The organism is Testudinibacter sp. 'clade 2' (assembly GCF_006227735.1).
Taxonomy (GTDB): Bacteria; Pseudomonadota; Gammaproteobacteria; order Enterobacterales; family Pasteurellaceae; genus Chelonobacter.
In genome coordinates this window covers 1-13,130 of sequence record NZ_VDHB01000105.1, presented here as the reverse complement: position 1 = coordinate 13,130, position 13,130 = coordinate 1, and the positions used below count along the sequence as shown (strand labels likewise).

Sequence of the window (13,130 nt, the reverse complement as noted above, 5' to 3'; positions counted from 1 at the left end):
AGGGGGCGATTATATATCGCCCCGAACCGAACTTTGCATTTTTCCTTTGTTGATTAAGTGCTTATACCGCACTTCGCAAACGGGCAGATAGTTAATCCGCCCCTATCCAGCCTAATCAAATATCTTTGCCAATAATCTGAGCGATTTCTTCAATCGCCTTTTTTATGACGGAACATTCAATCCCAATACCGCACTTTTAGATCAGTTGAGCAAAATTTGCTGAGAAGTGCGGTCATGACTTTACGCATTACCGCTATTAATATTTTCCAACGCTTCCCAACGCAGCAAACTCTGTTCCAGCTGCTGTTCTTTATCGGCAAGTCGTTGTAAAGTGTCTGCAGTATATTGATGATCTTTTTGGAAAAAATCACCGCTGCTGACTTCAGTTTGCAAGCTTTCGATTTCCGCTTCCAATTGCTCCAGCAATTGCGGCAGCTGCTCTAATTCCCGCTGTTCTTTAAAACTCAGTTTGGTTTTACGCTCCGGCAGTTTAGCTTTTGCTTTTTTATCTTCCGTTGCTTCAACCGCACTTTGCGTTTTTGCCTGTGCCGTAGCGGCGTTTTGCTGCACGCTTTCAAAATAGTTTTGTTGCTGCTGTTTGGCGTCGCTGTAGCCGCCAACATAGTGGTTCAAGACGCCGTTGCCTTCAAAAAAATAACATTCAGTGGCGGTGTTGTCGATAAATTGGCGATCGTGGCTGACTATAATCAAGGTGCCTTGATAGTCGCTTAAAATATCTTCCAATAATTCTAAGGTTTCCACATCTAAGTCATTGGTCGGTTCGTCGAGAATCAACAGGTTATTCGGTTTCAGCAACAGTTTTGCCAGCAGCAGGCGGTTGCGCTCGCCACCAGACAACGCTTTCACCGGGCTCATCGCCCGTTTGGGTGGAAACAGGAAGTCTTGCAAATAGCCCAACACATGGCGCTTATGGCCGTTGACTTCTACATCTTGTTTGCCGTCTGCCACGTTGTCCATCACGCTTTTTTCCGGATCCAGATCAGCACGATATTGATCAAAGTAGGCAATTTCCAGTTTGGTACCCGACCGCACTTTGCCGCTGGTCGGGGTTAATTGCTGTAACAGCAGTTTGATAAACGTGGTTTTGCCGCAGCCGTTCGGACCGACTAAGGCAATTTTATCGCCACGCATAATGTTATCGCTGAAATTTTTCAGCAACACCTTATCCTCAATTTGATAGCCTAACCCTTCCATTTCAAATACTATTTTGCCGGAGCGAATTGCGCTATCGACTTGAATTTTGGCGGTTCCCAATACGTCACGCCGCTGACGACGCTCTTCGCGCAGTGCTTTTAACGCTCGCACCCGCCCTTCATTGCGTGTGCGGCGAGCTTTAATCCCTTGCCGAATCCAGACTTCCTCTTGTGCCAATTTTTTATCGAACAGATCATTTTGTAATTCTTCAACCCGCAGATTCTCTTCCTTGGTGGTTAAATACAGATCGTAATTGCCCGGATAAGAAACCAGTTTACCGCGATCCAAATCCACAATTCGAGTTGCCATTTTGCGGATAAAAGAGCGGTCATGAGAAATAAAAATAATGCTGCCGGAAAACTCTAGCAAAAACGCTTCCAGCCAATCAATCGCATCAATATCTAAATGGTTGGTCGGTTCGTCTAGTAATAAAATTGTGGGATTGCTGACCAGTGCACGAGCCAATGCTGCTTTGCGCTGCCAGCCGCCGGACAGCGCCGACAGCAAGGTGTCTGGATTCAAATCTAAACGGCGTAATACGTCTTGAATTCGGCTTTCCACTTGCCAACCGTTGGTGTGATCCAACTCATGCTGCACTGCCGCCAATTGCTGCATCAGCTCGTCGGAATAATTTGTGGTCAACTCGTACGAAAGGCGATGATACTGTTTCAATAAATCCGCCAAATCGGCAATCCCTTCCGCCACATAATCAAACACGTTATCTTCAATATGACGTGGCGGATCTTGCTCTAGGCGCGACACTATCACGCCGCTTTCCAACTGCAACGTGCCGTCATCAAGTGCGGTTTCGCCGGCAAGAATTTTCATCAATGTCGATTTGCCTGCGCCATTGCGCCCAACCAAACAGACCCGCTCACCGGCTTCGATGTGCAAATCTGCATGATCTAATAACGGGTGATCACTAAATGAAAGGTAAGCCTGAGTTAAGTTTAATAATGCCAAAATGAATCCTTAATCCGTCAACAAACAAACTTTAAACAAAATTATTGGCGATTTTAGCAGTTTTATGGCGGCTTTTATACCGACAATGCTAAAGTTTGACCCAAATCACAGTAAAATCAACCTGTTCCGATTAAGATAGCAACTCAAGCCGCTTTAGAAGGAGTTAAATTATGTGGAAAGCCATTTCGCAGCTTTTGGCCGATCAGTTCGGTTCTTACTACACAATTAAATCCAAAACCCCGGTGGCAGGGGGGGAAATGCACCAATCTTGGATCATTGATGACGGCAATATTCCGGTATTTGTCAAAATCAATGATAAATCCTATCGTTCGATGTTTCGTGCCGAAGCGGATCAACTGGAGCTCTTGGCAAAGAGCGGTATTGTGCGTGTGCCTCGTGTCTACGCCCTGGGCTGTGCCGAAAATGTCAGCTTTATTTTAATGGAATCCCTTGATTTACAGCCGGTTCCACCTGAAAAAATGGCAGAACTTGCAGCGCAACTGGCTACGCTGCATACCAATGGCGGCAATCAACGTTACGGTTTTGATTACGACACTTGGCTCGGCCCGGTTTACCAACCCAATTCCTGGGCGAAAAACTGGTCAACTTTTTTCAGTGAAAACCGAATCGGCTGGCAACTTCAGTTGTGTAAAGAAAAAAATATCCATTTTGGCAATTTTGAGGATATTATCTCCTCGGTCAGTTTTCATCTGGCAAAATATCAACCAACACCCGCACTGTTGCACGGGGCGCTTTACCATAACAATATGGGAGTTTGTGGCAATGAAATTGTGCTTTACGATCCGGCTTGCTATTGGGGCGATGCCGAATGTGATTTGGCGTTAGCTGATCTGTTTCATGATCTGTCGCCTGAATTCTATCAGGCATATAACAGTATCAATCCGATTGATAAAGGCTACCAGCAACGCAAAACCCTATATCAACTCTATTATTTGCTCAATTTCAGCCATCGTTTCCGTGGGCAGTATATTCAACAAGCCGATGAAATTATCAGGTTAATAGGATAAGCAATGACGAAAATTAAAGCCGTTATTTTTGATATGGATGGGGTGTTGATCGATTCTGAACCCTTGTGGCAACAGGCAGGCATTCGCTACTTTAACCAGTTAGGACTGCCTGTCAGCGCTGAAGATATGCGGCAAATGGTCGGCGTGCCGTCAAAAGAGGTGATCCGTAAGTTCTATCAAAAATATGGTGCGGCAGATTTGAGTATCGAACAGGCAACCGAGCAATATTGCCGCTGTGCGATAGATCTAATTTTAGACAAACAACCGTTGATGGATGGCGTAAAACCTTTATTGGCGCGTTTGCGCCAACATAATCTAAAAATAGCCGTGGCATCGGCTTCGCCAAGGGAGTTATTGGAAAGTATCACGCAAAAGTGCGGTATCCGCGACTATTTTTCTGCGATTGCTTCTGCAACCGAACTGGCTTACAACAAGCCGCACCCGGCAGTTTATCTGCACGCTGCACAACAGTTAGGGGTGGAACCGCACTTTGCCGTCGGCATCGAAGATTCGGTGGTGGGCATGACCGCAGTCAAAGCGGCGTCAATGTGCTGTATTGTAGTGCCTTCCGCACAGGAAGAAAATGATCCGCGCTGGGCGCTGGCAGATCATAAATTAAGCTCGTTACACCAAATTGACGACAGCCTTTTGGCTCGCTTAATCCAGCACCGATAAGCCCGGCAACGTCGAGAAGCTCTGCGATTTCACTGTATGGAAGAAATCCTGCATGAACGCAGTGCGAACATCATTTTCGCGCACCGCAGCATACAGTTCACTTTGCAAGCCATTCTGCGTAATTTTGCGTGCCACCACATAACCCCGCTCCAAATAGGGTAACACCGCCCAATATGGCAATGCGGCGATGCCCCGCTTGCTGGCGACCAACTGAATGATTGCGATGGTCAATTCACTCGTGCGCCGAGCAGGATTAATGCCTGCCGGGTACAACACCTTACGCAATAAATCCAGCATATCATCCGGCACCGGGTAGGTGATCAGCGTTTCATCGGCAAAATCCTCTGCCCGCCACAGCTCTTTATTCGCCAACGGGTGATCTTTAGAGCAAATACCCACCATTTCATAGGCAAACAACGGCTGGTGCACAATGCCTGCGGTCTCTTCTATTTCAGAGACGATCGCCCAATCGGCACGGTGAGTCAGCAGCAGTCCCAACGTATCGGTATGAAAACCGGAGACAATATCCAACTCGACCAATGGCCAACTTTGGCGGAACGAATCCATCGCTGGCATTAGCCAGTCAAAGCAGGTGTGACACTCGACTGCAATCCGCAACTGTCCGGCATCGCCCTCTTTCACCCGCACCAAATCCAGTTCTGCTTCCACCACTTTCGGCAGAATGTCATAAGCCAACTTAATTAAGCGCTCTCCTGCCGCCGTGAAATGCAGCGGCTGGGTTTTGCGTTCAAATAGGGTTAAACCATACTGATCTTCCAACAGCTTAATTTGATGCGAAAGCGCGGATTGGGTCAAATAGATCCGTTTCGCTGCCAAAGATACGCTGCCGGTCTCTTTCAATGCAATCAAGGTTTTTAAATGGCGTAATTCTAAAAATATCGGCTTCATTAAAATTATTCATCATCTTTGTGAAAATTATGAGTTTGCATAATATACTAAAATCCGTCATTCTGCATCCCAGATAGCCATTTAGACGGCTGTTTATAAATAAATTAACATGAATAATCAGGAGATATCAGTATGACTACATTTCATTTAGCCGGCTTTCCGCGCGTAGGCGCCAAACGTGAACTCAAATTTGCGCAAGAGCGCTACTGGCGCAAAGAGTTGGCAGAACAAGATCTGCTCGACATCGCCAAAGCGTTGCGTGAAAAAAACTGGAAACACCAAGCCGCTGCTAATGCGGATTATGTTGCTGTTGCCGATTTCACCCTCTATGATCATATTCTGGATCTGCAAGTCGCTACCGGCGCTATCCCCGCCCGTTTCGGCTTCGACAGCAGCAATCTGAGTTTAGATCAATTCTTCCAACTGGCGCGCGGCAATGCACAACAACATGCGATTGAAATGACCAAATGGTTCGACACTAACTATCACTACCTTGTGCCGGAATTCCACAAAAATACCGAATTCAAAGCTAATCCGGCGCACTATGTGCAACAACTACAAGAGGCACAAGCCCTTGGTTTGCAAGCTAAACCGACTATTGTCGGTCCGCTCACCTTCTTATGGTTAGGCAAAGAAAAAGGCAAACAAACATTTAACCGATTAGATTTATTAGATAAATTATTACCGGTTTATGAAGAAATCCTGACCGCACTTGTGCAAGCCGGTGCAGAATGGATCCAAATTGACGAGCCAGCCTTAACCGTTGATTTACCGGCAGAATGGATTGCGGCTTTCAAACCGACCTATGAAAGACTGGCAAAAGTGCAAGCTAAATTATTGCTTGCGACTTACTTCGGCTCAGTTGCCGAACACGCTGACTTGCTGAAAAGCTTGCCGATTGACGGCTTGCACCTTGACTTGGTGCGTGCGCCGCAACAAATCAGCGCCTTTGCTGATTATGACAAAGTGCTGTCGCTCGGGGTGATCGATGGGCGCAATATCTGGCGTGCCAACTTGAACCAGGTTTTGGATGTGGTTGAACCGTTGAAAGCCAAATTGGGGGAAAACTTATGGATTGCGCCAAGCTGCTCTTTATTGCATACCCCGTTTGATTTGGAAGTAGAAACCCAATTAGACCGTGATCTCTACTCTTGGTTAGCCTTTAGCCTGCAAAAAATCCAAGAATTGAATGTGATTAAACAAGCGTTAACCAACGGACGTGACAGCGTGAAAGCCGAGCTTGCCGCCAGTCAGGCTGCCGCTGATGCGCGTGCCGCTTCTGCGGTGATCCACCGTCCGGAAGTGGCAGCACGTTTAGCGGCTTTGCCTGCCAATGCCGACCAACGTCAATCGCCGTTTGCCGAGCGGATCAAATTACAACAAGCGTGGTTGAAACTGCCATTATTACCAACCACCAATATCGGTTCTTTCCCGCAAACCAGTGAAATCCGTCACGCCCGCGCCAGTTTCAAAAAAGGTGCTATTTCTGCTGCTGAATATGAAGCAGCGATGAAAAAAGAGATCGCCTATGTGGTCGCACAGCAAGAAAAATTGGATCTGGACGTGCTGGTGCACGGCGAAGCAGAACGTAACGACATGGTGGAGTATTTTGGCGAACTGTTAGACGGTTTTGCCTTCACCAAATTCGGTTGGGTGCAGAGCTACGGCAGCCGTTGTGTGAAGCCACCGGTGATTTTCGGCGACGTGGTGCGCCCGAATCCGATGACGGTTTCATGGTCCACTTATGCACAAAGTTTGACGCAAAAACCGATGAAAGGGATGTTGACCGGGCCGGTCACTATTCTGCAATGGTCTTTCGTGCGTAACGACATCGAACGTTCGACCGTATGTAAACAAATTGCCTTGGCATTAAACGATGAAGTACTGGACTTAGAAAAAGCCGGGATCAAAATTATCCAAATCGACGAGCCGGCAATCCGTGAAGGCTTACCGCTAAAACGTGCTGACTGGAAGGCGTATCTGGATTGGGCGTGCGAAGCGTTCCGTTTGTCCTCTTTCGGTGCGCAAGATTCCACCCAAATTCATACTCATATGTGTTATTCCGAGTTCAACGACATTCTGCCGGCAATCGCAGGCATGGATGCGGATGTGATCACCATCGAAACCTCGCGTTCCGACATGGAATTACTGACCGCATTCGGCGATTTCAAATATCCGAACGAAATAGGCCCGGGTGTGTACGATATCCACAGCCCACGGGTACCGACAGCCGGCGAAATCGAGCATTTGTTGCGTAAAGCGTTAGATGTTATCCCGGCTGAGCGCCTGTGGGTCAACCCGGATTGCGGTCTGAAAACCCGTGCCTGGCCGGAAACCAACGCGGCATTGGAAGTGATGGTCAACGTCACCAAAAAATTGCGTGCCGAATTGAATTAATTCCAGCGCTGACCGCACTTTGCATTAATATTTGTATCAATATAAACAAAGTGCGGTTCATTCTGCCAAAACCACCCTTAACTTAGACTATGGGTGGTTTTTTAATAGATTGGATTTTAGATCGCAAAATCCGTATGATTTTCTGGGATAACATGGGTATGTTTGGATGATCCAGTATCCAAGCCAAATTTAAGAGGTCGACACAGATGAGCAAGAATCCAATTGAAATTTACCAGACCCAAGACGGACAAACCAAAGTCGAAGTGCGGTTTGAGCAGGAAACCGTATGGCTTTCGCAGACGCAGATGGCGGAATTATTTGCTAAAGATATCCGTACGATTAACGACCACATTCGTAATGTCTTCGATGAATCTGAACTGGACAAAGCATCAACTATCCGGAAATACCGGATAGTTCGCCAAGAAGGAAAACGTACTGTTAATCGTGACATTGAACATTACAATCTGGATATGATTATCTCTATCGGATATCGAGTAAAATCTCCACAAGGTGTTGCTTTTCGTCGCTGGGCAACCCAACGCCTGAAAGAATATCTGCTGCAAGGCTATAGCATTAACCAAGTGCGGTTGCAGCAAAATGCCGCAGAACTGGCACAGGCACAGGCATTGATTCAAAAAACCGCCGATTCGTCGGCACTGACTCTCGACAGTGGGCGTGGTTTAGTCAATATCGTCAGCCGTTATACCCAAACTAAAATATAAACAAAGATCAACAGACCCTATTATCAAAAACCACCCGTTTTTTGATGGAAATAAACACAGCGGGGCATTTTTATTTGTAGATTTTTTACATAAAAATGGCAAACTATTAAAATTAGACGGACAGTCGGTGATCAACGACACCGGGCTGGCGGCATTGGCGCTGTTGGTGGCAGAATCTGCGCCACAGCAAAAAGAGACCTTAATCCGTCTGATCATGCACATGTTGCAGCAAAATGACTAAGGCCAACAGACCCTAAGACAAAAAAGTTATTTTATACTCTCAAATACAGGAACTAAAACTATGTCACATCTCTCCGTTGCTAAATTCGGTGGCACTAGCGTTGCCAACTTCCCTGCGATGAATGCCTGCGCCAAAATCGTGATTGCCGATCCCAATACCCGTGTAGTGGTGTTGTCCGCCTCCGCCGGCGTGACCAACATTTTGGTTGCGTTGGCAAATGGTTGTGAAACCGAACAACGTACCAAGTATTTGGCCGAATTGCGCACGATTCAATACAACATTTTAGATGAATTGAAAAATAACAAAGTGATCAGTGAAGAGATCGATCGCCTGCTGGCTAACGTTGCTTCCCTGTCCGAAGCGGCAAGTTTGGCGACGTCGCCAGCACTGACCGACGAATTGATCAGCCACGGTGAAATGATGTCCACCTTGATTTTCGTCGAAGTGTTGCGTGAACTGCAAACCAACGCCACTTGGGTTGATGTGCGCCAATTGGTTGCCACCAACAGCAACTACGGCAAAGCCGCACCGGACGATGCCAAAACTCAAAAGAATTGCGACAACATTTTAAAACCGTTGATCAATCGTGGCGAACTGGTGATCACCCAGGGCTTTATCGGGCGAGATCCAAAAGGCAAAACTACCACGCTCGGACGCGGCGGCAGCGATTATTCAGCTGCTCTCTTGGCGGAAGTGTTGGATGCCAAAGATGTGCTAATCTGGACTGATGTACCGGGCATTTATACCACCGACCCGCGTGTGGTACCGGCAGCGCAAAAAATCGACACCATGAGCTTTGCCGAAGCGGCAGAAATAGCAACTTTCGGCGCCAAAGTGTTGCACCCTGCCACCTTGTTGCCTGCGGTGCGCAGCAACATTCCGGTATATGTCGGCTCCAGCAAAGATCCGGCGGCAGGCGGTACTTGGGTCACCCGCGATCCACAGCCACGCCCGATTTTCCGCGCGATTGCGCTGCGTCGCGATCAAACCCTATTAACCTTATCTAGCTTAAGCATGCTGCACGCCCAAGGCTTTTTAGCCAACGTGTTTAATATTTTAGCCAAACACAAAATTTCGGTCGACACCATCACCACTTCCGAAGTCAGTATCGCCTTGACCTTGGATAAAACCGGTTCGGCTTCTTCCGGCGCCAATATGTTATCCAACGAACTGTTGACCGAACTCAGCGAAGTCTGCAATGTAAAAGTCGATACCGGCTTGTCTTTGGTTGCGCTGATCGGCAACGATCTGCATATCACTGCCGGCGTGGCGAAACGCTTATTCGGCACGATTGAACACTATAATGTGCGCATGGTCAGCTACGGCGCCAGCACCAACAATATCTGCCTGTTAGTCCAAAGCCAGCACGCCGACGAAGTGGTGCGTTTGTTGCACGCCGAACTGTTTGAGAAATAATTGTCTTTAAACAAAGTGCGGTTTCAGCCCTTAATTTGTACGCAAGTTAAGGGCTTTCTTATAGGGTCTGTTGATCTTTGTTTATAATATGCGTACCCATTGTTTGGCGTTCATAATCGCATCCTAAATAGTGGTTTACCACAGCAAATGATTATGCTCTTTGCCGATTCAAGAGAAAAAATCTTAAAAAATCACATTTCGCACATTCGTTTCTTTATCTTAGCGATGAAGCTGTTATCATATGTGCCGTTATTTTTCTTTTCGATGGTAATCCTTTATGTCTGAATTCAGCCAACCGTTACAAACCCAACTCATTGAAATCGTACGTAATGATGTCGTTCCGGCGCTCGGCTGCACCGAGCCGATTTCATTGGCATTAGCCTCTGCGGTTGCCGCCAAATATCTTGCCACCAAACCGCAGCGAATTGAAGCCAAAGTGTCGCCGAATTTAATGAAAAACGGTTTGGGTGTTGCCGTGCCGGGCACCGGTATGGTTGGTTTGCCGATTGCAGCAGCGATTGGCGCCTTGGGTGGTGATCCGGACGGCAAATTGGAAGTGCTAAAAAATATCACGGCGGAACAAATTTCCGAGGCTAAACAACTGTTAGTCGATCAAAAAGTGATGGTCGGGATTAAAGAAACCGAACAAATTCTCTATTCTGAAGCGACATTGTTCCACAACGATGATTGGGTCAAAGTGTGCATTCAAGATAACCATACCAATATTATTTCGATTGAAAAAAATAGCAAAATGATCTACCAAAGTGCGGGACGCCAAGCCTGTACCTCGGAAAACGAATATCTGATTTTTGCACAGCTGAATGCACAAGATCTGTTTGATTTTTCCGTAACCGTTGAGCTGGAAAAAATCGCTTTTATTTTAGCAGCGGCACGCTTGAATACCGCACTTTCAAAAGAAGGATTGAACAAAAACTACGGACTGCATATCGGGCGCACCTTGCAAAAACACGTCGGCAGCGGTTTGATGTCGGACGATTTGTTAAGCCGAGTGATTATCCAAACCACCGCTGCCTCCGATGCACGCATGGGGGGCGCCACTTTGCCGGCAATGAGCAATTCCGGTTCGGGCAATCAAGGGATTGCTGCGACCATGCCTGTGGTCGTGGTGGCCGATTACTTGAACGCCGATGAAGAAAAACTGACTCGTGCGCTGTTTTTATCGCACTTAATGGCGATTTATATTCACAGCAAGCTGCCTAAACTGTCGGCACTTTGTGCCGTCACCACCGCCTCGATGGGCAGTTGTGCTGGCATTGCCTGGTTGCTGACCGGAAAATTTGAAACCGTCAGTATGGCAATTTGCAGCATGATCGGCGACATCAGCGGGATTATCTGCGATGGTGCGGCAAACAGTTGTGCGATGAAAGTCTCTACCAGTGTTTCTAGTGGTTATAAATCAGTACTGATGGCAATGGATAACAGCCATGTGACCGGCGATGAAGGCATTGTCGACTATGATATCGATGCCACCATCAACAACCTGTGTGCCATCGCCTCACGCAGTATGCTCTATACCGATAAACAGGTGATCGAAATTATGGTCAGCAAACCAAAACGCTAATCAGTGTCTATACCCTTTCCTGTTGTTTTGACAGTTGCATAATTTTATAGAACATCTGTTTAAACAACAGCGGAATCGAATTGGCGCCACGTTTTTCCATCTCATCCGCCAAGGCAAGCGCTAAGTCAGGCTTGGAAGATCGTTGGATTGCCCGTTGGATAATTTTGCTTATCACTTGATTACGCTGCGGAATATGGTTGGCAAGGCGGTAAAATACGTTTTCAAAGCCTTCACTATAGAAAAAATGTTCAATATCTCTTTTCGGTAGCGTCAGCAAGCGGCTATGCACCGATTCATTTGCTTCAAGCAGATTTTTTACCGTATCGGAATATTTCCAACCGGCACTGTCACCGTCGGTCAACACGAACCACTCTATGCCCATTTTTTTGCAATATTTAATCAACGGGCGTAATCCGCTTTGGGCAAATTCAATGATCCGAATCCCCTCCATTTCCAGATTAATATTCAGCAGGTGTGCCAGTTCGGTCAAAATCCAGACTTCAGTTTCGCCTTCAACCATCAACCAAATTCGTGAAAACAGTGCCAAACTGCGGTTATAATGCACATGAAAACTGAGACGGCGCATATCTTCCTTGCCTAGATCACGGCGTGACAGTTGAAACGCTTTGGTTTGGTTTTCATAACGAACTAAGCGACAAATATGTTCCAAACGGACGTACGCCAACAGCTCCACCGAGTTGCTGGTGGTGATCCGTTGAATCGGCAAATGGCTGGCAAGTTCCCAACCGATCGCCACCATTCGAGGATGTAGGCGAGTTTCTAAATCTTCAAACAGGATAATTGGGCGAGTTTGCTTGCTGAAACGAATTCCTTTGCCACGCTCGAACATTGAAGATAGATAAAACAAGACCCGTTTTTTTAGATTACCGCTTTTATCCTGCATTAGTCGCTGCGACAACGATTTGACCTGTCCCCACATTTTGCTGGTTTCACGCATTTGTTGTTGCCACAGTAGGCGATCCTGATTATCCAAAAAATAGTATTGCAACAACAATGCTACCGAGCGGATCTCCTCTTGCAATACATCACCTTCACATTCACCCTTAATGCAAAACGGACGAACGGTGTGATAGTGCCGTTGTAAACGGGCATCACGAAAACGAAATACCGGATGGCGTGAAATAATCAGTAAAATCAGTTTTTTGGCGTTTTTCAGCTGAATTTGATCGCCGGCGGCATTCAAAAAAGAGTATTCGGTTGTGGTTTTTCCGGCTCTCAATTCGCCGCTGATCCGCAGATAAATCCGGGCATAACCGTCTTCATGCTCGGAAAACAGCTGTCGATACTGCCGACACTGCGGCTGCTCTTTTTCACCATGCTGGCTCTCGCTGAAAGTGAACAGCACCATACAGTTGTGATTACGTTGCGGCACTGCGCCTTCGACGGATAACTCTTGGTACTCTTCCACTGCCAGATGAAAATCACTCGCTTTAAATTGATATAACCGCTTTTCCGGATTGAGCACCAGACTCAAGATGTCCAATAAGCTGGATTTTCCCCACGCATTTTCGCCGATCAACACCATATTGGAGCGCAATTGCAAAGATAAGCGGTTCAACCCTCTAAAACCTACCACATCAACCTGTTTTAAATACATCTTGACCTCGTTTGCGAATTTCAGTCGGTTACCTACTGGCTTGCTAAAAACAGCTTACTAAAAAAAGTGCGGTCTGAATAGGGTCTGTTGATCTTTGTTTATAATTTGAGCTATAGACTATTTTTCGTCAATACAAGGCAAAAGTCGTGAAGTTTAGTGATTCTAAACGAACGGCTTTTAACGCCGCTGTAGTAGCGAAAAGTAATGGCGAAAAAGAGTCATAGTCCTGCGGATTGTGTTTAAAATGAGCACACTCGTCGTTGTAATCCTCATCAATAGTCCCACTATTGATTTCGGCTTACGCCTAGATTGTGCTCATTTTAAACGACAACTCAAAATATAAACAAAGATCAACAGACCCTAT

General features: G+C 46.6%; 8 protein-coding genes and 1 pseudogene. 6 read left to right on the top strand and 3 right to left on the bottom strand.

The features are described from left to right. Positions 1–240: 240 nt before the first annotated feature. Entirely contained in the window at positions 241–2,178 is a 1,938-nt protein-coding gene (locus FHQ30_RS08855) for an ABC transporter ATP-binding protein (protein ID WP_139612105.1), read from the bottom strand. A gap of 170 nt (positions 2,179–2,348) precedes the next feature. Between FHQ30_RS08855 and FHQ30_RS08850 the strand changes: the two genes are divergently transcribed. Continuing rightward, positions 2,349–3,206 (top strand): fructosamine kinase family protein, encoded by an 858-nt coding sequence (locus FHQ30_RS08850; protein ID WP_139612104.1) that lies wholly within the window; start codon positions 2,349–2,351, stop codon positions 3,204–3,206. Between the two features lie 3 nt (positions 3,207–3,209). Next, a complete protein-coding gene (hxpB, locus tag FHQ30_RS08845; RefSeq protein ID WP_139612103.1) occupies positions 3,210–3,881 on the top strand; it encodes a hexitol phosphatase HxpB in 672 nt (223 codons plus the stop codon). Here hxpB and FHQ30_RS08840 read toward each other — a convergent pair. Further along, complete coding sequence (locus FHQ30_RS08840) at positions 3,864–4,790, bottom strand: LysR family transcriptional regulator (RefSeq protein ID WP_139612102.1); 927 nt, start codon at positions 4,788–4,790, stop codon at positions 3,864–3,866. The genes hxpB and FHQ30_RS08840 overlap by 18 nt on opposite strands. A 132-nt stretch (positions 4,791–4,922) precedes the next feature. Between FHQ30_RS08840 and metE the strand changes: the two genes are divergently transcribed. From metE to FHQ30_RS08820, 4 genes and pseudogenes are all read left to right on the top strand, one after another. Continuing rightward, positions 4,923–7,187 (top strand): 5-methyltetrahydropteroyltriglutamate--homocysteine S-methyltransferase, encoded by a 2,265-nt coding sequence (gene metE / locus FHQ30_RS08835; RefSeq protein ID WP_139612101.1) that lies wholly within the window; start codon positions 4,923–4,925, stop codon positions 7,185–7,187. A 206-nt stretch (positions 7,188–7,393) separates the two neighbouring features. After that, positions 7,394–8,150, top strand: a pseudogene (locus FHQ30_RS08830) (virulence RhuM family protein). A 60-nt stretch (positions 8,151–8,210) separates the two neighbouring features. Then, a complete protein-coding gene (gene lysC, locus FHQ30_RS08825; RefSeq protein WP_139625164.1) occupies positions 8,211–9,566 on the top strand; it encodes a lysine-sensitive aspartokinase 3 in 1,356 nt (451 codons plus the stop codon). A 277-nt stretch (positions 9,567–9,843) separates the two neighbouring features. Further along, positions 9,844–11,148 (top strand): L-cysteine desulfidase family protein, encoded by a 1,305-nt coding sequence (locus FHQ30_RS08820; RefSeq protein WP_139612099.1) that lies wholly within the window; start codon positions 9,844–9,846, stop codon positions 11,146–11,148. Positions 11,149–11,155: 7 nt separating this feature from the next. On the opposite strand, the gene FHQ30_RS08815 is transcribed toward FHQ30_RS08820, so the two are convergent. Continuing rightward, positions 11,156–12,766, bottom strand: a complete 1,611-nt coding sequence (locus tag FHQ30_RS08815) for a DUF2813 domain-containing protein (protein ID WP_139612098.1) — start codon at positions 12,764–12,766, stop codon at positions 11,156–11,158. Positions 12,767–13,130: the final 364 nt, after the last annotated feature.